Below are 20,723 nucleotides of genomic sequence, written 5' to 3' on the forward strand. Positions count from 1 at the left end.
CATGGTGTGGCCGGCATCGGAAATCGATCCGGACTTCATCCTGCGAAAGCGAAAGGACTAGCATCGGATGACCGAAAACTCACCCGTACTGTCGCTCGCGACCCGTGAAAATTTCCTGCTCGACGATCGTATCCGCGGCGTTCCGCCTGGCACCCTCGGCCTGGACAGCAGCTTTGTCGCATCTGAGCGCTGGCATCCAGCGCATGGACGTATGTCGTTGCCGGTGTTGACCCTCGACGAGGAGGCCTTCATCGCCAATCGTGACCTGTTCTTGGGGTATGCGCGAGAACAGGGCGCCGTGATCGCCCCGCATGCCAAGACCCCGATGGCGCCGGACCTTGCCCGGTCCCTGGTCGAGGCCGGAGCATGGGGCACGACCGTCGCCGACATAAGGCAGGCCACAGTGATGCTCAGATCCGGGCTCTCTCGGCTGATCATCGCCAACGAGGTCGGCGGACCAGGTGGTGCGAACCGACTTGCTGTCCTTGTCGGCGCCTGGCCAAGCGCCGAGTTCTACGTTTTTGCCGACTCTTTCGACGCCGTGAATGCGCTTGCTGAAGCTTGGCGCGCCAATGCGACGCTGCCGCCATTGCGCGTGCTCGTGGAACTTGGTGCGGGGAGGGCAGGCGCCCGGACCACCGGCGAAGCCGAGGCGATCGCCGACGCGGTTGTAGCTGCCGGAGGGCGGCTGCTGATCGCCGGCGTCGCAGCCTACGAAGGTGCCGCGGCGCAAGCCGATCCTGGCCGTACCGATGAGGCGATATCCGCGCTGTTGGCAATGACAGCCGATATGTTCCTGCGGCTCCGCGCCCGCGTCGGCGGCGACACCCCGCTGATCGCCACCGCCGGCGGCTCGGTGTACTTCGACAAGGTGGTCGCAGCGCTTTCGCCCCTCGTCTCCAGGGACGGCAATGCCACGTTGGTGCTGCGCAGCGGCGCCATCTTCTTTCACGACCATGGCGTCTACGACAGGTCGCTCGGCGCACTCGATGCCCGCGACGGTTTTGCGATCGGCGGCGTCGGTGCTTCCGCACGAAATTCCTTCCATCCGGCTTTACGTCTTTGGGCCGAGGTACTGTCGCGGCCGGAGCCCGGCCTTGCTATCTGCGGTATGGGCATGCGCGACGTGTCGTTCGACCAGGGCTTTCCGAAGGTCGTGACCATCTTTCGTGCCGGCAAGCAGCTGCCGAAAGCGCGTGCCGAGGTCTTCAAGCTCAACGACCAGCACGCCTTCCTGACAATTGCGTCGGGCGACAATATTGCCGTTGGTGACGTCGTTGAATTCGGCATCTCGCACCCCTGCACCTGCCTCGATCGCTATCGCGTGATCTTCGGCGCCGACGCGGCCGGGTATGTCCGCCACGCCTTTCCTACCTATTTCGGCTGAGCAGATATCGCGGCCACTTCCAAAAAAGAGAACCTCGAAAGGATCTGATATGATCAAGTACTTCCAGTCCGGCTCCCGCATGTCTCAGGCGGTCGTCTATGGCGGCCTCGTGCACATCGCAGGCCAGGTGGCAGACGACCGCAAGGCCGGCATCGAGGGTCAGACGAGCGACGTGCTCTCCAAGGTCGAGGCGCTCCTTGTTGAGGCCGGCAGCAGCAAGTCGAGGCTAGTGGCGATCAACATCTTCCTGCCGCAGATCGCCGACTTCGATGCCATGAACAGCATCTACGATGCCTGGGTGGATCCTGCGCGCCTGCCGGCGCGCGCCTGTGTCGAGGCGCGTCTCGCCGATCCCGATCTCCGCATAGAGGTCACTGCGATCGCAGCTATCTGAGCCGCCGCCATGCACACCGGCCTCAGCCATACGCTCGACTTCGACCGGGACGGCAAGACACTCGGCCATCTCAGCATTCCGTTTTCGATCGACCGTTCGCCCTATTTCCAGGTCAAGGTCCCGATCTGCCTTGTCCGCAACGGCGAAGGCCCGTCGGTGCTTCTGATGGCCGGCAATCACGGCGACGAATATGAAGGCGAGCTGTCGTTGGCAAAGCTGGTGCGCCGGCTCGATCCCAAGCAGATGAAGGGTCGCGTCACCATCCTGCCGATGGCGAACGTGCCGGCGGTGATCGCCGCAAAGCGCTGCTCGCCACTCGACGGCGGCAATCTCAACCGCGCCTTTCCGGGCGACCCGTCAGGCACGCCAACAAGCCGGCTTGCCAATTTCCTGGAGATGGAACTGTTTCCCCGCCACGACGTCATCTTCGACATTCATTCTGGCGGCACCTCGATGGAGCATCTGCCGACCGCGCTTGTCGAGCACAATACCGATCCCGACCGGCACCGGCGCGGTGTGGAGCTAATGCGGACGCTCAGCATGCCCTATGGGTTCGTGGCCGACAACGGCCAGGCCTCACCGACCTCCATGGGTGCGGCGCGCCGGGCCGGCGCCATCGGCGTCAGCGGAGAGTTCGGCGGCGGTGGCACTGTCACGGTCGATACGATGGAGATTACCGCCCGCGCACTCGACGCCCTGATGGCCGCCTTGGGAGTGGTTGAGGCGCCGGTTCTTGCACCGGCAACCGGACCTTCGGCGCCGACGCGGCTTCTTTCGTTGTCTCGGCACAGTCAGGGCCTTTATGCCACAAGCCGTGGTTGGTTCGAGCCGGCAGTCAGGCTGGGCGACAGCGTGACTTCAGGCCAACTGGCGGGCTGGTACCACGACCTCGAACGACTCGACCTCGCCGAGCAAGCCCTGCACTTCCTCGAAAGCGGCATTGTGCTTTCGCGCCGGCTGCACACGATGTGCGAGGCGGGAGACTGCCTCATGCAGGTCGCCGAGCCGGTCGACTGATAAGAAGCCCTCCCGACCATACGCCCATATCAGGATCAAGACTGAGGATAACCGGATGCAACTGTCGATGTGGACCTATCCTTGGGATGTCCAGGATCTGGGCTTGGAGATGGTCGAGCGCGATCTTGTCGAGCGTGCCGGGCTCAACATGATCAGTCTGGCGACTTCGTATCACGCTGGCCGGTTTCTGCAGCCGCGCAGCCCGCGCCGGAAAGCCTATTTTCCGGAAGACGGAACCATCTATTTCAAGCCAGATGCGGCACACTGGGCCGACCTAGCCATCCAGCCCAAGGTGGCGAAGGTGATCATGGAAGGCGGCGATGTGCTTGGCGACCTTGTCCGCCGGCGCGAGGTGGGCGGGCTGGGCGTTTCGTGTTGGACGGTCTGCTTGCACAACACCCGGCTCGGCATGCTTCATCCGCAGGCCGTAACCCGCAACGCCTTCGGCGATGCCAACTACTACAATCTCTGCCCATCACATCCGGAAGCGCGCGCTTATGTCCGCGCGCTGATCGCCGATATCTCGCACAGCTACAGGCCGGACCGGATCGAGCTTGAAAGCCCGTCATTCATGGGCTTCGCCCACGAATACCATCATGAGAAAGACGGTGTCGGGCTGATGCCGGAAGACGATTTTCTGTTGTCGATATGTTTCTGCCCGTCCTGCCTTGCGCGCGCGGCCGAGGCCGGCGTCGACGGCGAAGTAGCGCGCAAGCTCGTCGGGCAATGGATCGTCGAGACCTGCGAGCGCGCCGTGCCCGAACGGCGCTTTCCAGACTTTCCGGGGAGCGGCCTCGACACTTTTTTGCCATGGCCGGAACTCCATGGCTACCTGCTGTGGCGGTTCGAACCGGTGACCAGCCTGGTCGCCGAACTGCGCGAGGTGGCCAATCCGGCGACCCGCGTTGTCATCATCGATTTGAAAGACGGTTGGCTTGGCGGCTGCGATCTCGCGGCGCTCGGCAAGGTCTGTGACGGGGCAATCCTGTGTGCCTACGACATGCAGCCCGGCGATGTCGCCAGCCTGATGGCGGCCGGACGCGCAGCCCTTGGCGTGAAAAAGTTCCTCGGCGCCGGCTACCGGCTGTTCTATCCGGAAATGGCCGGCCCCGACATCCTCACCGCCAAGGTCAAAGCTGCGATGGCGCCGGATGTCGACGGCATCAATTTTTACAATTATGGCCTTGTCCCTGCCGCACGCCTCGATTGGGTGAGTGCCGCAAGATCCGTTTGAAAAACCGATCCGTTGCCGCAGTCTGCTAGGACTGACCTCACTTTGCCTTGGAGCTTTATGAGCATGCCGGCTATTCGCTTCGGTCACATTGGCCGGCGGCGGCCGGACAAGCTGAAAGCATGGCGGTGACGGTCCATGCGGATCGAAGATCATACGCCGACCATATTGCTGCTTATACGCTTCAAAGTATACAAAATTCGATACGGAAAAGCGTATATTGAAATTTATCTGCGCGAGCGTATAATACCATGGCTAGAGAGGTATGCTGTGGACCAAATCGCCCGAACACCCAAGCAAATTGGAGATGCCGTCCGCCGGCAGCGTCGCAAGCTCCGCCTCAACCAGACCAATGTCGGGGACCAAACGATGCTGCGTCAGGCGACCATCTCGGCCGTCGAGAGTGGCGCGCCTGGGACCCAGCTCGGAACGCTTTGCGATATTCTCGCAGCGCTCGACCTCGAATTCGTCGTCCGCCCTCGTACCAAGGCAAAGCCGGCTGAGATCGAGGACATCTTCTGATGGCTCGTCCGGGGCAGCACATCCCGCTAAATGTCTTCTTGAACAGCCGTCTCGTCGGGCGGCTGAATAGACAATCCAGCGGCGCGATCGATTTTCAGTACGATCCGTCCTGGCTTGCTTGGGAGCACGCGCTGCCCGTCTCGCTATCACTGCCTCTGCGTGAAGATCGTTATATCGGTGCGCCCGTCATCGCCGTCTTCGACAATCTCCTGCCCGACAACGTCCCCATTCGCCGCCGTATGGCGGAGCGTGTTCATGCTCAAGGAATAGACGCTTACGACCTGCTTGCCGCTGTCGGACGCGATTGTGTCGGCGCATTGCAATTCCTGCCGGATGGTGTCGAGCCAGGCCCCGCCGGTATTGTCAACGGCAAACCCGTTGACGATACCGAGATTGCTCGTCTTCTCCTCGATCTGGCATCGGCTCCCCTTGGGCTTGGCGAGGACGAGGACTTCCGGATCTCGATCGCTGGCGCTCAGGAAAAGACTGCGCTCTTGTTCTGGAAAGGACGTTGGTACAAGCCGCTGGCGACGACTGCCACGACGCACATCCTCAAACCACAGATTGGACGGTTGCCAAATGGCATCGATCTTTCCTTCAGCGTCGAGAACGAATTTTTCTGCCTCAAGCTGACAACCGCCCTAGGGCTCCCGAGCGCCGTCGTCGCAATCGAGGAGTTCGAAGGCAATCGCGTGCTCGCGGTCGAGCGGTTCGATCGCCGATGGACCAGTGACAATCGTCTCCTGCGTTTGCCCCAGGAAGACTGCTGCCAGGCCCTTTCTGTGCCGCCGTCACTGAAATACGAATCCGACGGCGGGCCTGGCGTTCCGGCTATCCTCAATTTGATGAAGGGAAGCGACCAACCGGAGGTAGACCAGGCTGCGGTTTTAAAGGCCGTGGTTGCCTTTTGGCTTCTCGGCGCCACAGATGGGCACGCCAAGAATTTTAGCGTCTTTCTTTCCCCCGGCGGCCGGTTCCGCATAACGCCGCTCTATGATGTGATTTCAGCGCAGCCCAGCCTTGATGCGGGACAGATCAAGCGCAACAAAATGAAACTGGCGATGGCTATTGGTGACACACGCCACTACCTCGTCGACAGCGTCATGCCACGCCATTTTATCCAGACCGCCGCCAAAGCAGGGATCGGTCCGAAACCCGTCAAGGCGATCTTTGATGAGCTGCGCCAACAGGCGCTAGCGGCGGTCGAACTGGTTTCTGCATCGCTCCCAAAGGATTTTCCTGCGGAAGTCGCTGATGCCATCGGCAATGGGGTCAGGGCTCGTGTACGCAGACTGGAAGAGGCGTGATGCTGAAAGTAGAGACGCAACGAGACTGATGTCGCCATTGCGACAACGCTCAAATGGTCTTCTTCAGCAGCAGCAGCATCCAGGCGGCCACGGCCGCCGCTGCGTCGTCCAGATGATGCCGAACCCACCCCTTACCTTCTCATGCGCGATAGGATGGGCCAAGGTTTGACCACGTCAAAAAACCGGAAAGCAAGGAACCTGCCGACCACCAGAGCAGCTCGAGCGGCAGCATGGAAAGTGTGACGCGGCGCTACCCGATCCTAGCCAGTGCCTTTCCGGGATAGGATCAACTCACGGATTTGCCAGCCTGTAACTTTCTTACGAGGCCGATCAACTGATCCAGATCAGCGCGTGGAAGCGCAAGTATCTCGGGCGGGGGTTTGTGATATTCCTTCATCAATTCCTTGATGGTTGCGGCACCTTTGGGTGTGAGCTTGACAAGCTTCACTCGGCGATCGCCTGGCGACGGAATCCGTTCGGCGAGCCCCGCCTGCTCAAGCCGGTCGACCAGCCAGGTCGCCGTCGATGGATCGCACTGCCATTGAGCAGCCAATGCGCCGATCGGCTTGCCCGCATCTTTGTCGAGCGTGAAGAGGGCGCGGGAGTCGTTGGGCGTCAGGCCCAATTTCTGCTGGATCGCCAACCGGTCCGGCGCGGACCGCATCAGGAAATCAAACATCAGACGCCATGCCTCGGTGGCGTGCTGCAAGCGATCTTGGCTCGGTCTCATTCCACGCTCCTTCGTGTCTTGACACATACTTGGACCAATCATATGATTTGATCAATCAAAATGTTTTTGTGGTCAAAGCAATGAGAGGAGATCCGAGATGACCAATACCACGGTTCTCGTCGTCGGAGGCGGCCTGAACGGTCTGACGGCGGCCGCCCTTTTGGCTCACAACGACATTGCGTGTGTCCTCGTCGAGCGTCATCCCGACACGTCAATCCAGTACAAGTTTGCCGGCATCTCCCCGCGCAGCATGGAGATATTCCGAAGCCTCGGCCTCGAGGAGGAGATTCGTACAAATCGGACGGGGGACCAGCAGGCAGGCGCTATTGCGCGCGCCAGGAATCTCGCCGATCCGCAGATTCAATGGGGCGGACCGGCGTGGCCGGATGCAAGTGCCCTCAGCCCCACGCAACCAGCGACGTGTGATCAGCACGTCCTGGAACCGATTCTGCGCCGCTACGCCGAGCGGAACGGTGCAGACGTGCGTTTCAGCACGGAGCTGGTGACTTTCGATCAGGACGAGACCGTCGTCCGCGCGGAAATTCGCGATATCGCGACCTGCGCAAAGGAGGTCATCTCGGCCGACTATCTGATCGTCGCGGACGGTGCGAACGGTTCCCTGCGAGAGAGGCTGGAGATCAGCCGCAGCGGGGCAGGCGGCCTTCAGCACTGGATGAATGTCGTCTTTGACACGGACATGCCTCCGACGATAGGCGGCAAGCGCTTCACGTCGTGCTTCGTGACGGACCTCAACGGGACCTTCACGCCCAGACAGGGTGGACGATGGCTTCTGGCGCTCCAGTACTTTCCCGAAAAGGGCGAGAAACCACAGGATTTTGATGAAGCCAAGTGCAGGGAACTGATCATACGAGGTGCGGGCCGGCCGGACATCACGACGAGGCTTGTCGATGCGCGCTCCTGGGAAGTGGCCGCCCTCACAGCGCGCCAATTCCGCCGAGGCCGCGCGTTTCTTGTGGGGGATGCCGCACATGTGATGCCCCCAACAGGCGCTTTCGGTGGCAATTCAGGTATCCACGACGCCCATAACCTTGCCTGGAAGCTTGCGATGGTAGCACGCGGGCATGCCGATCCCTCGTTGCTGGATAGCTATGACATGGAGCGCCGGCCGGTCATCGAGGCTACGTTGGCGCAAGCGCTCGCCCGCCTACAGAAATGGTTCGACGATCCGTCGAAGCGGTTGCCTCCTCCTGTTGCGATCGTCGAGGATTACGACGTGGTATTTGCCCAACGCTACGCTGCAGGCATCGTGGCTCTGGAATCCACACCGGACGATCACCCATTCCAAAAATCCACGGAGCTGTCGGGCCGCCCCGGCACGCGTTTGCCGCATTTCGCGGTCGGGCGTGCCGGCCAGCGGATTTCGAGTCTCGATTTGTGCGACCGCGATCTTCTTCTCCTCTGCGCCGACGAAGCATGGTGTCAGGCCGCTGACTCCGTAAGCCAGCGCCTCGGGATGCCGCTGACGTGCCACTCGTTGGGTGCGAATGGGGATCTGCTTGACTTGGACCATCGGTGGCCTTCCGTGCTCGGGGTTAAAAGCGGCGGTTCCGCCTTGGTCAGACCGGACGGATTTGTCGCGTGGCGGTCAACGCACGGTGTGCCTGATCCTGTACAGGTGCTGATCGAAACACTTGATGGGCTCGGTTTCCGCACGGAGGCGCACGAACATCATCGGTGAGCGGCGGCGAGTGCGGATGCCTCCCGCCTTCGGGCATGACTTCCTTGCCGATGCCATCACTGGGAATGACAACGATGCCAGGCGCTTGCTCCTTTCCTACTCGTTGTCGCCGAGTAGGGCCGCGCACACCGCTTCGGTGACCTTATCGGTGGTGGCACTTCCGCCGAGATCGGGCGTGTGCAGTGAGGCGTCCGCCGTCACGCGCTCGATGGCGCGCATCGGGCGCGCCGCGGCAGCCGGCTCGCCAAGATGCTCCAGCATCATCACCGCCGACCAGAACGTGCCGACCGGATTGGCGATGCCCTTGCCGGTGATGTCGAAGGCCGAGCCGTGGATCGGCTCGAACATCGACGGAAACCGCCGCGCGGGGTTGAGGTTCGCAGTCGGCGCAATGCCGATCGATCCGGCAAGTGCGGCCGCAAGATCCGACAGGATATCGGCGTGAAGATTGGTCGCGACGATTGTGTCGAGCGAGCGCGGATTGAGCGTCATGCGCACTGTCATCGCGTCGACCAGCATTTTGTCCCATGCGACATCAGGAAAATCGGCCGCGACCTCACGGGCGATGTCGTCCCAGAGCACCATGCCGTGACGCTGGGCGTTCGACTTGGTGACCACGGTCAACAGCTTTCGCGGCCGCGACCGCGCCATCTCGAAGGCGAAGCGCATGATGCGCGTCACGCCGGCGCGGGTGAAGATCGAGACCTCGGTCGCGATTTCCTCAGGCAGGCCGAGATGCGAGCGCCCGCCCTGGCCGGCGTATTCGCCTTCCGAATTCTCCCGAACGATGACCCAGTCGAGATCCCCTGCCGTGACGCCGCGAAGCGGGCTCTCGATACCGGGCAGGATGCGGGTCGGGCGGACATTGGCGTACTGGTCGAAGGGCTGGCAGATCGCGAGCCGCAACCCCCAAAGCGTCAGATGGTCGGGCACGTCTGGCGCGCCGACAGCGCCGAAATAGATCGCATCGAAGGCCTTCAGCCGCTCGGTGCCGTCCTTGGGCATCATCACGCCGTTGAACTTGTAGTAGTCCGAGCCCCAGTCGAAATGCTGCACCTCGAGACTGAAACCGCCGTCGCGCGTGGCGCAGGCGGCCAGCGCACGAAGGCCGGCCGCTACGACTTCCTTGCCGATCCCATCGCCTGGAATGGCCGCGATCCTATAGCTTCGCATTAGTCCAGTCCTCCCCTTGTGGCGCTAAACTAGCATGGACCATCGTGCTGGCCTTTGGCCGTGAGGCCGAATGCCGCCATTACGGCAAATGGTCAATCAATCCGTTCAGCAGGAGCAGCAGCACCCCGGCGGCCACAGCCGCAGCCGCATCGTCCACCATGATACCGGCCCCACCCCTTACCTTGTCATGTGCGATACGGATGGGCCAAGGCTTGACGACGTCGAAAAACCGGAAAGCAAGGAAGCCTGCTGCCCACCAGAGCGGATCGAGGGGCAGCATGGAAAGGGTTAGGGCCGCGCCGAAGGTCTCATCAATGACGACGATCTGCGGATCCTCCGTCCCGGTACGGGAGATAACATACGATGACGCCCATACGCCGACGGCGAACAGGGCCACGTAGGCAAGCACCGTCAGCCAAGGTGATGCGGGTATCAGAGCCGCGGCAACAGCCACTCCAACCATTGCGCCGGCCGTGCCCGGCCATATTGGAGATAATCCCGCGCCGACAGAGGTCGCGAGCAGGTAGGCGAACTTGGGTGGAAACTTATGCATCGATTTTCGGCCGGCTTCCCACGGATCGCAAGCGATCATAGTCACATCGTTCGGGTGCTGCCGCCAGACTGCTGTTCGATTTGCACCACCTCACAAGGGCATCGCCCAAACCGTGAAAATGCTGTCGGGCAGCTGTCGCAGCGACTGGAAGTTCTGTTTCGCCGCCAGCTCGGCGAGTACCTTAATCCGCCGGCCCCATTCGCCAAACGAGATCATTTTTGCGGCAAGTTGAGAACGTTGCTGGGCCCGGTCTCGGCCCGCATTGGCCAACCGAAACGGTGGCGACGGTGGAACAAACCCGCAAATTGCTGGTAAAGCTCCGTCAACCGACATCATCAGAGGAGCCGCCATGATCGCCGGTCTCATGAAAAGTCGCATCGACCCGCTATGGGAGCAGGCCGCCTCTCCGCTGATCGGGATCGGCATGACGCCGAACCAGGTTACGGCCAGCGGGCTGGTGCTCGTGGCTTTGTCTTCGGCCGCCTACGCGTTTCATCATTCAAGTCTTGCCTTTGGCCTTTGCCTGGCGTTTGCCTTCAGCTTCGATGCGCTGGACGGTGCGGTCGCCCGCCGGACAAATATGAGCACCAAGGCCGGTGGCTATTTCGACGCCGTCGTCGACCGCTATCAGGAATTGGCCGTCTTTGCGGCTATCGGCTGGGTTGCCGATCTGTGGGCGATCGCAATGTTCGCATTCGCGGGCGGGATCCTCACCAGTTACGCCAAGGCGCGGACGGCGCTGGAAATCCCTGTGAAAAACCACGGTTGGCCGGATTTCTTCGAGCGGATGGAACGTCTGGTGTTCATTTGCGTGCTGCTCGCCGCCGACGGAGTCGCGACCGCGATGGGCGCGGCTTCGCCCTGGATTCTGGCGGGTGGGTTCGCGCTGTACGCAGTGCTGGCCAACGCCACAGCCCTGCAACGGATCAGTCGCGCATTTGCGATGCTGAAACGAGCCGACGGGAAGCAGCCGTGAGACTACGGGGATGCTTGCACTTGGCCTCACCTGAGGCTATGCAATGCTTCACATGAATGGAGAGCGGCGATGTTGGCATTTGGAAATATAGCCGATGTGCTGGGGCTGCCGCCCAAGGAGACGGCTGCACGGTCGCCATTCGGGCTGATGGCTCGAATCGAAGACGGATTGCCGTTGGGTGCGCTTGAACGCGTCTCACAATTGCTGGCACCGGCCGATACGCAATTCAAATATCGCCTCGTCCCAAAGGCAACTTATGAGCGCCGCAAGAGAGGTGCTCTCCGACTCTCTTCGGAAGAGGGCATGCGGGTGGCGCGGGTGGCGCGCCTATGGAACCTGGCCCTCGACGTTTGGCAGATCGAAGGTGAGGCTCGTGACTTTCTGTTTCGGTCTCATCCCATGCTGGAAGACCGACGCCCGATCGACGTGGTCATTCAAAGCGAGATCGGCGCCGAACTGGTGCTCGATATCCTTGCAGGCCTGAAGTACGGCACCGCTGCTTGACGGCACAGATACTCGATCGCATGCTGCAGTGCTTCAGGATCGGCGATCCAGCCGGCACATATCCGATCTTCGACGCGACGGGCTCGACGATAGCGCCTGGCCGCTGGAACACGCTCGGCAGCCCGTTGATCTACACCAGCGAGCATTATTCAACGGCCTTGCTGGAAAAGCTGGTGCACGGCAGCGGCAGACTGCCGCCCAACCAGCCTTACGTCCAGATCATGCTTCCGCGCGGGCTGAGCTACGAACTCTTTTCTCAGCCGTCGTTGCCCGGATGGGATATGATGCCGGCAACGGTGAGCAAGGAATTCGGTGAGACATGGTGTGTCGAGCGCCGCAGCACGATCCTGATCGTGCCAAGCGTCGTGGCTCGCCCCGACAACAACGTGTTGATCAATCCGGCACATCCGGAGTTTTCCCTGATCACGGCCAGCCTGCATCAACCCGTATACTGGGATAGCCGCCTGTTTGGCTCCTGAGCCGGGCAGAGAGGCAGGTTCCTACTTAACACAACCCGTCAGCGCCAACTCAAGCCTGGAGCGACATGGGTCAGGATCGCCTCGATGGCATGGACATTGTACTCGACGCCGAGCTGGTTGGGGACGGTAAGCAGCAGCGTATCGGCCTCGGCGATGGCTTCGTCGCCCTTTAGCTCCTCGATCAGGACGTCCGGTTCGGCGGCATAGGAGCGGCCGAACACCGCGCGTCTGTCTGCCTCGATGTAACCGAAATGATCTCCGCTCTGGTTGCCGCCGAAATAGGCTCGGTCGCGATCGTCGACCAGCGCAAAAATGCTCCGGCTCACCGACACCCGCGGCTCGCGCGTGTGTCCGGCCGCCTTCCAGGCCTCACGAAAAGCCCGGATCTGTTCGGCCTGCTGGACGTGAAACGGCTTTCCGCCTTCATCGAATTTGAGCGTGGAGCTCTGCAGGTTCATCCCCAGTTTCGCCGCCCATTCGGCGGTGGCGTTTGTGGCGGCGCCCCACCAGATGCGCTCGCGCAGGCCCTCCGAGTGCGGCTCGACGCGAAGCAGGCCAGGCGGGTTGGGAAACATCGGCCGCGGGTTGGGCTGCGCAAAGCCTTTGCCCAGCAACACTTCGAGCAGCACTCCGGTGTGTCTACGGGCCATGTCGGCATCGCTCTCGCCCTCTTGCGGGGCGTAGCCGAAGTAGCGCCATCCCTCGATCACCTGCTCCGGCGAGCCTCGGCTGATGCCCAGCTGCAGACGCCCTCCGGCGATTAGGTCGGCGGCGCCGGCGTCCTCGGCCATGTAGAGCGGGTTCTCATAGCGCATGTCGATCACCGCCGTGCCGATCTCGATTCGGCTGGTCTTTGCGCCGACCGCCGCCAGCAGCGGGAAGGGCGAGGCGAGCTGGCGGGCGAAGTGATGCACGCGGAAATACGCGCCGTCCGCACCCAGCTCCTCGGCCGCGACCGCCAACTCGACGGACTGCAAAAGCGCGTCGGATGCCGTCCGCGTCTGCGATTGCGGCGAGGGCGTCCAGTGCCCGAACGAGAGGAAACCAATCTTCTTCATGAGAACCAGCCTAAAGGGGAGCCAGGTGCAGACTATGCTGCGGCGCGCAGCAAAGCATCGCAAAATCGGTGCCGATGACCGCCTGCCTTGACGCGCAAAGCTTGAATCGGCGGTTGTTGATCAACGATGGCCGACCGTGCCGAGCTGCCGTCGGACGCCAGCCTAGGAAGGTGCCGCGAATGCGAGCGCTATCGCGATGAGGATCAACAGCGGTCCCATCCATTTGAAGCGAGTCCCAAAGTTGGTCCACCATGCTTGCTGCTGGCCGGGGCGAGCTTGGAACGGGTCCGCGAGAAATCCGAAGCCGACGCCAGCCATCCACAACCCGGCGCAGAACATGATGAACTCGTCGATGTATTCCGCGACCATGCTTCGAAGCTTTCGAATTTATGCCGCCGCTACATGCGCCGAATTCGAGCCGATATAGTTTCGGATCGTTTCGATGATCCGGTCCTGGTCAGCCTCGCTCAGATAGGGATGCATTGGCAGGCACAGGATGCGCTTCGGCAGCTCTTCCGAAACGGCAAGGCCGGTCAGCGTGCGCGGATAATCGCGATAGGCAATCTGGCTGTGCAGCGGTTTCACATAGTAGATGACCGACGGAATGCCCTTTTCACCGAGATGTGCCTTGAGCCCGTCCCGTTTCGGCGTTTCGATGGCGTATTGCGCCCAGGCCGAGCGGCCGCCGCCCAGATTGCGCGCCGCCTTGACGATATCGCCGAGACCTTCGGCATAGCGATTGGCGACCGCTTGCCGCGCCACCATCTCGTCCTCGAGGATGGCCAGCTTCTCTATCAGGATCGCCGCCTGAAGCGTGTCGAGCCGTGAATTGATGCCGACGCGGACATTGTCATATTGCGTTTCGCCCTTTCCGTGAAAGGCGAACGAGCGCAGCTGTTCGGCCAGCGCATCGTCATTGGTGAACATCGCACCGCCGTCGCCATAGCAGCCGAGCGGCTTTGCCGGATAGAAGCTGGTCGAGCCGACGGTGCCGAACGAGCCGCACATCTTGCCGTCAGCCGAGCCGCCGGTCGCCTGCGCCGCATCCTCGATGACCATCAGGCCTTCGCGATCGGCGATGGCCATGATCGCCTCGTAATCGGCGGCGAGGCCGAACAGGTCGACGGGAATGATTGCCTTCGGCCTCAGCCGGCCCTCCGCCTTGATCATGGCAATTGCCGCCTCGAGGCTGGCGATGTCGATATTGTAGCTGTCGGCATCGACATCGACGAACACCGGTTCGGCCTTGGTCAGCGCCACCACTTCGGCCGTGGCGGCGAAGGTGAAGCTCGGCACGAACACCGCGTCGCCCGGGCCGATGCCGGCGGCAAACAGCGGCAGCAGCAGCGCATCGGTGCCGTTGGCGCAAGCGACCACGTGCTTGATGCCGATATAGGCGGCGAGCTTGTTTTCGAATTCGGTGACCTGCGGTCCGAGAATATAGCGGCCTTCGTCGACAACCCGGTCTATTGCCGCTTTCAGCCTGTCGCGGATGCGTTCGCGCTGCGCGCCAAGATCGATGAACTGCATGTCGGCCTCAAACGGTTTTAGTCAGATAACCGGCCGCTGGTAGCAGACTTGGTACGGCCGAGAAAGCCGCAGGGCAAAAACCCTGAATTGCTCAAGTGTCGCAGCCTGTTACCTCTGATTTCCGATCTGGCCTCTTAAAGGCGTGGAAATCCGGGCTTCGGCCGGCCTGTTACAGGCTTCGCACCCCGCCCGCCAGGCTGGACGAAACATAAAGTGATCGCCGGTGAGCAGTCCATGGGCTGCGCACCAGCCGGTCAGGCGATTTCATGCCGCCATGGCGGGTTGGCGCCGGCCCGCGATACCGTCACCGCCGCGGCCTTGGCGCCAAGCGTCAGCGCCTTGTGGATGGCGTCTTCCGGCAAACTGGCGATTGCCGTCTTCGACAGCAGACCCTGTTCATGCAAGGAGGCAAGAATGCCGGCATTGAATGTGTCGCCGGCTCCGACCGTATCGACCACCTCGACCTTGTCCGGCACGACGGTGACCCGGTGCTGGCTGCTGTAACCGACCGCGCCTTCGCTGCCGTGGGTGACCACGATCAGCTTTGGGCCGCGATCCAGCCAGTTACGGACGACGTCTTCATGCGAGCCGGCTTCGCCGAACCAGTTCAAATCCTCGTCCGACAGTTTCACGATGTCGGCCATCGCCATCATGCCGCGGATGCGCCTGAGGTGCTTGGCCTTGTCGGGAATGAAGTTTGGCCGGATGTTGGGGTCGAGCATCATCACGCGGCGCTCATGTTCGCGCCGCATGAACTCCTCATAGGCCGATCCGGCCGGCTCCGAGATCAGGCTGATGGCGCCGAACAGCATGGCCTCGATCTCGCTGCCGAGTTCCGGCAGGTCCTCGATGGTCAGCATGCGCCCGGCGGTGTTCTCGTCATAGAAGGTGTAGGTCGCTTGGCCGTTGGTGAGCCGCACGAAGGCGAGCGTGGTCGGCCGCGGCGAAGTGTGCGCATAGGTCGAGCTGACCTTGCTGTTCCCCAGCGCCTCCCTGAACTGCCCGCCGAACAGATCCGACGACAGGCCGGAGAAAAAGGCAGCGGGCGCGCCGAGCCGGCCTAGCGCAATGGCCGAGTTGAAGACGGCACCGCCGACATAGGGGGCAAAGGCCGGCTCGCCCTCCGTCGTGGTCCGCGGCAGCATGTCGATCAGGGCTTCGCCGCAGCAGAGGATCATGAAGTCTTGCTTTCCGGCGGATAGATCACGCCCTTGCGAATGATGATGTTGGCATAAAGCCGCGGCTCGCTAGTCGCGACGATCGCGTGCGCGGCCTTGACCCGTGCATAGAAGTCGGCACCGGCAAGCGCAACCACCTTGCGGCCCGGCGCACGCCTGGCGCAGATCGCTTCCATCTCATAGTGAACCGGATCGGCGAGCAGGGGATCGCCTTTGGCCGAGGCGCGAAACAGCGCCTGCGGCACGGCGTCGTCGACCGGCAATACGCTCAATACCGCATCGAGCACGGGGACGAGATGATGACCGTCGGCGCGGACCAGCCGCTGTGCCTGCTGCTCGGCCGGGTAGTTGCCGTCGACCAAGGCGATCTCGTCGCCATGGCCCATGGCGCGCAATATCGCCAGAAGCTCGGGGCCGAGCAGCGCCGGGATGCCGATCAGCATGCTCAGAAGCTCCGGGAAATCGTGGTCGAGCCGATGAGGAAGCGCTCCGACAGCGGCAGGCTGGCGCCACCCAGCGCCCGCGCATGGATGCCGACGGTTCCCTCGCGAACGGCCGGCAGCCTCAGGCCTTCGCCGTCGATCCGGCCGATGGCCTGGATAACGGCATCGACAAGCCGCCTGCGCACGGCAAGCGGCATCCATCCGTCGATCACCGCGGCATCGAAGTCAATGACGGAGGAGGCCGAAACGATGGCATAGGCAAGCGCCTGCGAGGCGCTGGCGATCCAGTCGTCAAGCTCGGCGCCGATCTCGCCCCAGTCCCCCGGTGATGTCCACAGATGCGAGGCCTCGATGCCGCGCGCGTTGAGCGCCTTTTCCAGCATGGCGATCGACGCCACGTCGATCAACTGCGTCGGCTTGCCGTCCGGCCCTGGCACCGGCATCGAGCCCAGCGCGCCGGCATTGCCGGTTGGGCCACCAAACAACCGGCCGTTCAGCACGATGCCGCCGCCGGCAAAGGCACCGATATAGAAATAGACGAAATCGCGTGCCGCACCCGCCGCGTGGCCGAACACGAGCTCGGCGCCGCAGGCCGAGGTGGCGTCGTTCTGCAGATAGACTGGAAATTCGCATTGCGCCTGGATATCGGCGCGGATGTCGCGATGGCGCCATTCGTCCATGATTTCACGCGGCGCGCCGGCGGTGTCGGCCCAGTTCCACAATTCGAACGGCATGGCGATGCCAAGCCCGGCAATGCGTTTATCCTGCGCCGGGGTGAGTTCGCCGCGCATCTTCTTCATGCCGCTTGTGACGAATTCCACCGTTTCGCGCGGCGCCGGATAGCGGTAGGAATGCTGCAGCATCGAGCGCACACTGCCGAGGAAATCGATCAGCACCAATTCGGCGCTGCGGCGGCCGATCTTCAGGCCGATGAAATAGGCGCCGTCGGGATTGAGCGCCATGGGTATCGAGGGCTGGCCGATCTTGCCGCGCAACGGCGCCTGGCGGACGAGCAGGTCGTCCTCCTCCAGCTCGCGCATGATGACCGACACTGTCTGCGCCGAAAGGCCGGTCATACGTGCGATGTCGGATTTGGCCAGGCTGCCGTGCTGGCGCACCAGCGACAGCACCAGCCGCTCATTGTGGTCCCGCATGCCGCTTTGATTGGTGCCGCGGTGCAGGCGGCTTTCGGCCGCATCGGGCGAGCCGTGCCTCGTAATGCCGGTCTCCACCCTGTTCCTCCCGTCGTTTCCCCTCAATGCTTTTGGTCTAGAGTGAGTGAACAATCCTGCGTTGTCAATAATAAATAAGAGTGATTTAATTATTGACAGTGCTGCCGGACTGGTGTCTCTTGAGGTCGGCGCCGACACTGGGAGATTTCGTCGGACGCGCTGCAGATGCCGGTTGGCCGGCATCCTAAATGGTTCCATGGGAGGAAAATCGTGACCACGTCAAAACTGTTGAAATCCACCGTGTTTGCCGCGGCCGGACTGAGCCTGATGGCCTTTGCGTCGACGGCATCGGCCGCCGGGGTCGGCGCCTGCTTGATCACCAAGACCGACACCAATCCCTTCTTCGTCAAGATGAAGGAAGGTGCGGCGGCCAAGGCCAAGGAGCTTGGCGTCGATCTCAAGACTTACGCCGGCAAGATCGACGGCGACAGCGAGAGCCAGGTGGCTGCAATCGAGAGCTGTATCGCCGACGGGGCCAAGGGTATCCTCATCACCGCGTCCGACACCAAGGGTATCGTGCCGACCGTGAAGAAAGCGCGGGACGCCGGGCTGTTGGTGATCGCGCTCGACACCCCGCTTGATCCGATCGATGCGGCTGACGCGACCTTCGCGACCGACAATCTGGAAGCCGGCAAGCTGATCGGCGCATGGGCCGCCGCGACGCTTGGCGATAAGGCCAAGGATGCCAAGATCGGCTTCCTCGACCTGACGCCGTCGCAGCCCACGGTGGATGTGCTGCGCGACCAGGGTTTCATGATGGGCTACGGCATAGACGTGAAGGACCCCAACAAGATCGGCGACGAGGACGATCCGCGCATCGTTGGCCACGACGTGACGAACGGCAATGAAGAGGGTGGTCGCAAGGCGATGGAGAACCTTCTGCAGAAGGATAACACCATCAACGTCATCCACACCATCAACGAGCCCGCAGCTGTCGGCGCCTACCAGGCGCTGAAGGCCGTCGGTCTCGAAAGCCAGGTGCTGATCGTCTCGGTCGACGGTGGCTGCCCCGGCGTGAAATCGGTGACCGAAGGCGTGATCGGCGCTACCTCGCAGCAATATCCGCTGCAAATGGCGGCGCTCGGCATCGAGGCGATCGCCACTTTCGCCAAGGACGGGACGAAGCCGAAGCCGACCGAAGGCAAGAACTTCTTCGATACCGGCGTCAATCTTGTCACCGACAAGCCCGCCAACGGTGTGAAGTCCATCGACACCAAGGAAGGCCTCGCCAAGTGCTGGGGTTGAGCCTGGCCTGACCGGCAACAGATCGCGATCGGCCGGGGCTTGATCCCCGGCCGCTCCGGGTGGACGATGTGCCGATCTAAACGCAAATAGTGCCGGCGGCAGACCGGAAGGCGTGGATGGCGTCGGCGGTTGGCCGAAGCCCAGGGGAGGAAACATGGCTCAAGCACAAGAATTCGAAAAAGTTCTATCGAGCAGCGACACAAGCGTCGCCGCGTTCGACGACCATAAATCGGCCGTCAAGCGTGCCCAGCATTTCCTGCATTCCACGCCGGCAGCGGTGCCGCTTATCGTGTTGGTTCTGGCTATCATTATTTTTGGTATCACCATCGGCGGGCGTTTTTTTTCATCCTATACGCTGACGCTGATCCTTCAGCAGATCGCCATTGTCGGCATTCTGGGCGCCGCACAGACGCTGGTGATCCTGACTGCCGGCATCGACCTGTCGATTGGCGTGATCATGGTGATTTCGGCTGTGATCATGGGCAATTGCGCGGTCAGCTACGGTATGCCGGCCGTGCTCGCGGTGGCGATCGGGCTTCTCGCCGGTGGCGCGTGCGGCCTGCTCAACGGTGTGCTGGTCGCCTACATGAAGCTACCGCCCTTCATCGTGACGCTCGGCACCTGGAACATTGTCATGGCCACCAACTTCATCTATTCGGCCAATGAGACGATCCGCGACACCGACGTCGACGTCCAGGCGCCTCTGCTGCACCTGTTTGCCCTGAGCTTTAAGGTCGGCACGGCCGTGCTGACGCTTGGCGTCATTGCCATGGTCGTTCTCGTGTTGGTCCTCTGGTACGTGCTCAACCACACCGCATGGGGCCGCCATGTCTACGCGGTCGGCGACGATCAGGAGGCTGCGAAACTGTCGGGCATCCAGACGAAGAAGGTGCTGATGACCGTCTATGCCCTTGCCGGGCTGATCGCCGCCTTCGCAGCTTGGGTCTCCATCGGCCGCAATGGCTCGATCTCTCCTTCCGCCGCTGTCACCGACTACAATCTTCAGGCCATCACCGCGACGGTGATCGGCGGTATTTCTCTGTTCGGCGGGCGCGGCTCGATCCTCGGCACGCTGTTCGGCGCCATGATCGTCGGCGTCGTCTCGATGGGCCTCAACATGCTGGGCGCCGATCCGCAGTGGAAGGTGCTGCTCACCGGCGTGCTGATCATCGGCGCCGTGGCGATCGATCAATGGATCAGAAAGGTTTCGGCATAGCCATGACCCAGGAACCCATCCTCATCGCGCGCGGTCTGGTCAAGCGCTATGGCCGCGTCACCGCCCTCGACAACGCCGATTTCGACCTCTATCCGGGCGAAATCCTTGCCGTCATTGGCGACAACGGCGCCGGCAAGTCGTCGCTTATCAAGGCGATTTCCGGCGCGGTCGTGCCCGACGAAGGTGAGATACGACTTGAAGGCAAGCCCGTTGCGTTCAAGTCGCCGATGGAGGCACGGGAGGCCGGCATCGAAACAGTCTATCAGAACCTGGCTCTGTCGCCGGCGCTGTCCATCGCCGACAACATGTTCCTCGGCCGGGAGATCCGCAAGCCGGGGTTCCTCGGCGAATGGCTGCGCATGCTCGACCGCCCGGCGATGGAAAAGCGCGCCCGCGACAAGCTCACCGAACTTGGCCTGATGACGATCCAGAACATCAGCCAGGCGGTGGAAACGCTTTCGGGCGGCCAGCGCCAAGGCGTGGCGGTGGCCCGCGCCGCCGCCTTCGGCTCGAAGATGGTCATCATGGATGAGCCGACGGCGGCACTCGGCGTCAAGGAGAGCCGCCGCGTGCTCGAACTGATCCTCGACGTCAAACGACGTGGCCTGCCGATCGTGCTGATTTCACACAACATGCCGCATGTTTTCGAGGTGGCGGACCGCATCCACATTCACCGGCTCGGCCGTCGCCTCTGCGTCATCGATCCGAAGCAGTATACGATGTCCGACGCGGTCGCCTTCATGACCGGCGCCAAGGTGCCGCCGGAAGCGGCGCTGGCGGCGGCCTGAGCAAGAACTTGCGGCCCGTCGCGGAGGTCCCAAACGCGCTGTTTCCAAATGCCAAATTGCC

General features: G+C 62.2%; 23 protein-coding genes. 13 read left to right on the plus strand and 10 right to left on the minus strand.

Annotation, left to right across the window (positions count from 1 at the left end; all coding sequences use genetic code 11):
- Positions 1 to 67: 67 nt before the first annotated feature.
- From NKH30_RS02665 to NKH30_RS02690, 6 genes are all read left to right on the plus strand, one after another.
- Positions 68 to 1,387 carry a type III PLP-dependent enzyme domain-containing protein gene (locus NKH30_RS02665; protein WP_352683806.1) on the plus strand — a complete coding sequence of 440 codons (1,320 nt, stop codon included), beginning with the start codon at positions 68 to 70 and terminating at the stop codon, positions 1,385 to 1,387.
- A gap of 49 nt (positions 1,388 to 1,436) precedes the next feature.
- Positions 1,437 to 1,781, plus strand: a complete 345-nt coding sequence (locus NKH30_RS02670; protein ID WP_352470933.1) for a RidA family protein — start codon at positions 1,437 to 1,439, stop codon at positions 1,779 to 1,781.
- 9 nt (positions 1,782 to 1,790) lie between these two features.
- Complete coding sequence (locus NKH30_RS02675) at positions 1,791 to 2,798, plus strand: succinylglutamate desuccinylase/aspartoacylase family protein (RefSeq protein ID WP_352994103.1); 1,008 nt, start codon at positions 1,791 to 1,793, stop codon at positions 2,796 to 2,798.
- A 55-nt stretch (positions 2,799 to 2,853) separates the two neighbouring features.
- Positions 2,854 to 4,032, plus strand: a complete 1,179-nt coding sequence (locus NKH30_RS02680) for a hypothetical protein (RefSeq protein ID WP_352470935.1) — start codon at positions 2,854 to 2,856, stop codon at positions 4,030 to 4,032.
- 135 nt (positions 4,033 to 4,167) lie between these two features.
- The gene (locus tag NKH30_RS02685) at positions 4,168 to 4,551 is read left to right on the plus strand and encodes a helix-turn-helix domain-containing protein (RefSeq protein ID WP_502899609.1); all 384 of its coding nucleotides are present in this window, start codon (positions 4,168 to 4,170) and stop codon (positions 4,549 to 4,551) included.
- On the plus strand, positions 4,551 to 5,858 hold the full coding sequence (locus tag NKH30_RS02690; RefSeq protein WP_352994106.1) for a type II toxin-antitoxin system HipA family toxin: 1,308 nt from the start codon (positions 4,551 to 4,553) through the stop codon (positions 5,856 to 5,858). The genes NKH30_RS02685 and NKH30_RS02690 overlap by 1 nt, the downstream gene beginning before the upstream one ends.
- 286 nt (positions 5,859 to 6,144) lie before the next feature.
- On the opposite strand, the gene NKH30_RS02695 is transcribed toward NKH30_RS02690, so the two are convergent.
- Positions 6,145 to 6,588 carry a MarR family winged helix-turn-helix transcriptional regulator gene (locus NKH30_RS02695; protein WP_352470937.1) on the minus strand — a complete coding sequence of 148 codons (444 nt, stop codon included), beginning with the start codon at positions 6,586 to 6,588 and terminating at the stop codon, positions 6,145 to 6,147.
- 97 nt (positions 6,589 to 6,685) lie between these two features.
- On the opposite strand from NKH30_RS02695, the gene NKH30_RS02700 reads away from it, so the two are divergent.
- The gene (locus NKH30_RS02700; protein WP_352994109.1) at positions 6,686 to 8,287 is read left to right on the plus strand and encodes an FAD-dependent monooxygenase; all 1,602 of its coding nucleotides are present in this window, start codon (positions 6,686 to 6,688) and stop codon (positions 8,285 to 8,287) included.
- A gap of 96 nt (positions 8,288 to 8,383) precedes the next feature.
- Here the strand turns inward: NKH30_RS02700 and NKH30_RS02705 are convergent, their stop codons facing one another.
- The 3 genes from NKH30_RS02705 to NKH30_RS02715 all read right to left on the minus strand — a co-directional run bounded on the left by NKH30_RS02705 (position 8,384) and on the right by NKH30_RS02715 (position 10,364).
- Positions 8,384 to 9,460 (minus strand): tartrate dehydrogenase, encoded by a 1,077-nt coding sequence (locus NKH30_RS02705; RefSeq protein WP_352994112.1) that lies wholly within the window; start codon positions 9,458 to 9,460, stop codon positions 8,384 to 8,386.
- Positions 9,461 to 9,539: 79 nt separating this feature from the next.
- Positions 9,540 to 10,052 carry a phosphatidylglycerophosphatase A family protein gene (locus tag NKH30_RS02710; RefSeq protein ID WP_352470940.1) on the minus strand — a complete coding sequence of 171 codons (513 nt, stop codon included), beginning with the start codon at positions 10,050 to 10,052 and terminating at the stop codon, positions 9,540 to 9,542.
- Positions 10,053 to 10,103: 51 nt separating this feature from the next.
- Positions 10,104 to 10,364, minus strand: a complete 261-nt coding sequence (locus NKH30_RS02715; protein WP_352614884.1) for a hypothetical protein — start codon at positions 10,362 to 10,364, stop codon at positions 10,104 to 10,106.
- On the opposite strand from NKH30_RS02715, the gene NKH30_RS02720 reads away from it, so the two are divergent.
- The 3 genes from NKH30_RS02720 (at position 10,363) to NKH30_RS02730 (ending at position 11,972) form a co-directional block, all read left to right on the plus strand.
- A complete protein-coding gene (locus NKH30_RS02720) occupies positions 10,363 to 10,989 on the plus strand; it encodes a CDP-alcohol phosphatidyltransferase family protein (protein ID WP_352470942.1) in 627 nt (208 codons plus the stop codon). The two genes, NKH30_RS02715 and NKH30_RS02720, sit on opposite strands and share 2 nt — an antisense overlap.
- Before the next feature lie 69 nt (positions 10,990 to 11,058).
- Positions 11,059 to 11,493, plus strand: a complete 435-nt coding sequence (locus NKH30_RS02725; protein ID WP_352470943.1) for an antitoxin Xre-like helix-turn-helix domain-containing protein — start codon at positions 11,059 to 11,061, stop codon at positions 11,491 to 11,493.
- Positions 11,490 to 11,972 carry an RES family NAD+ phosphorylase gene (locus NKH30_RS02730; protein ID WP_352994115.1) on the plus strand — a complete coding sequence of 161 codons (483 nt, stop codon included), beginning with the start codon at positions 11,490 to 11,492 and terminating at the stop codon, positions 11,970 to 11,972. The genes NKH30_RS02725 and NKH30_RS02730 overlap by 4 nt, the downstream gene beginning before the upstream one ends.
- Before the next feature lie 38 nt (positions 11,973 to 12,010).
- Here the strand turns inward: NKH30_RS02730 and NKH30_RS02735 are convergent, their stop codons facing one another.
- The 6 genes from NKH30_RS02735 to NKH30_RS02760 form a co-directional block, all read right to left on the minus strand.
- Positions 12,011 to 13,030, minus strand: a complete 1,020-nt coding sequence (locus NKH30_RS02735; RefSeq protein ID WP_352994117.1) for an LLM class flavin-dependent oxidoreductase — start codon at positions 13,028 to 13,030, stop codon at positions 12,011 to 12,013.
- Between the two features lie 162 nt (positions 13,031 to 13,192).
- Positions 13,193 to 13,399, minus strand: a complete 207-nt coding sequence (locus tag NKH30_RS02740) for a hypothetical protein (protein WP_352490787.1) — start codon at positions 13,397 to 13,399, stop codon at positions 13,193 to 13,195.
- A gap of 18 nt (positions 13,400 to 13,417) precedes the next feature.
- A complete protein-coding gene (locus tag NKH30_RS02745) occupies positions 13,418 to 14,560 on the minus strand; it encodes a DegT/DnrJ/EryC1/StrS family aminotransferase (protein WP_352994119.1) in 1,143 nt (380 codons plus the stop codon).
- Between the two features lie 254 nt (positions 14,561 to 14,814).
- On the minus strand, positions 14,815 to 15,738 hold the full coding sequence (locus tag NKH30_RS02750; protein WP_352470948.1) for a carbohydrate kinase family protein: 924 nt from the start codon (positions 15,736 to 15,738) through the stop codon (positions 14,815 to 14,817).
- Positions 15,735 to 16,181, minus strand: a complete 447-nt coding sequence (locus NKH30_RS02755) for an RbsD/FucU family protein (protein WP_352470949.1) — start codon at positions 16,179 to 16,181, stop codon at positions 15,735 to 15,737. Before NKH30_RS02755 ends, NKH30_RS02750 begins: the two co-directional genes overlap by 4 nt.
- Before the next feature lie 2 nt (positions 16,182 to 16,183).
- Positions 16,184 to 17,413 (minus strand): ROK family transcriptional regulator, encoded by a 1,230-nt coding sequence (locus NKH30_RS02760; protein ID WP_352470950.1) that lies wholly within the window; start codon positions 17,411 to 17,413, stop codon positions 16,184 to 16,186.
- Between the two features lie 267 nt (positions 17,414 to 17,680).
- Between NKH30_RS02760 and NKH30_RS02765 the strand changes: the two genes are divergently transcribed.
- From NKH30_RS02765 to NKH30_RS02775, 3 genes are all read left to right on the plus strand, one after another.
- Positions 17,681 to 18,658, plus strand: coding sequence for a sugar ABC transporter substrate-binding protein (locus tag NKH30_RS02765; RefSeq protein WP_502893787.1), 978 nt, complete (start codon positions 17,681 to 17,683; stop codon positions 18,656 to 18,658).
- Positions 18,659 to 18,812: 154 nt separating this feature from the next.
- Positions 18,813 to 19,874 (plus strand): ABC transporter permease, encoded by a 1,062-nt coding sequence (locus tag NKH30_RS02770; protein WP_352503463.1) that lies wholly within the window; start codon positions 18,813 to 18,815, stop codon positions 19,872 to 19,874.
- A 2-nt stretch (positions 19,875 to 19,876) separates the two neighbouring features.
- Complete coding sequence (locus NKH30_RS02775) at positions 19,877 to 20,662, plus strand: ATP-binding cassette domain-containing protein (RefSeq protein ID WP_352994338.1); 786 nt, start codon at positions 19,877 to 19,879, stop codon at positions 20,660 to 20,662.
- Positions 20,663 to 20,723 lie beyond the last annotated feature (61 nt).

Origin of the sequence: Mesorhizobium sp. M1273 (assembly GCF_040318195.1) — a bacterium.
GTDB lineage: Bacteria > Pseudomonadota > Alphaproteobacteria > Rhizobiales > Rhizobiaceae > Mesorhizobium.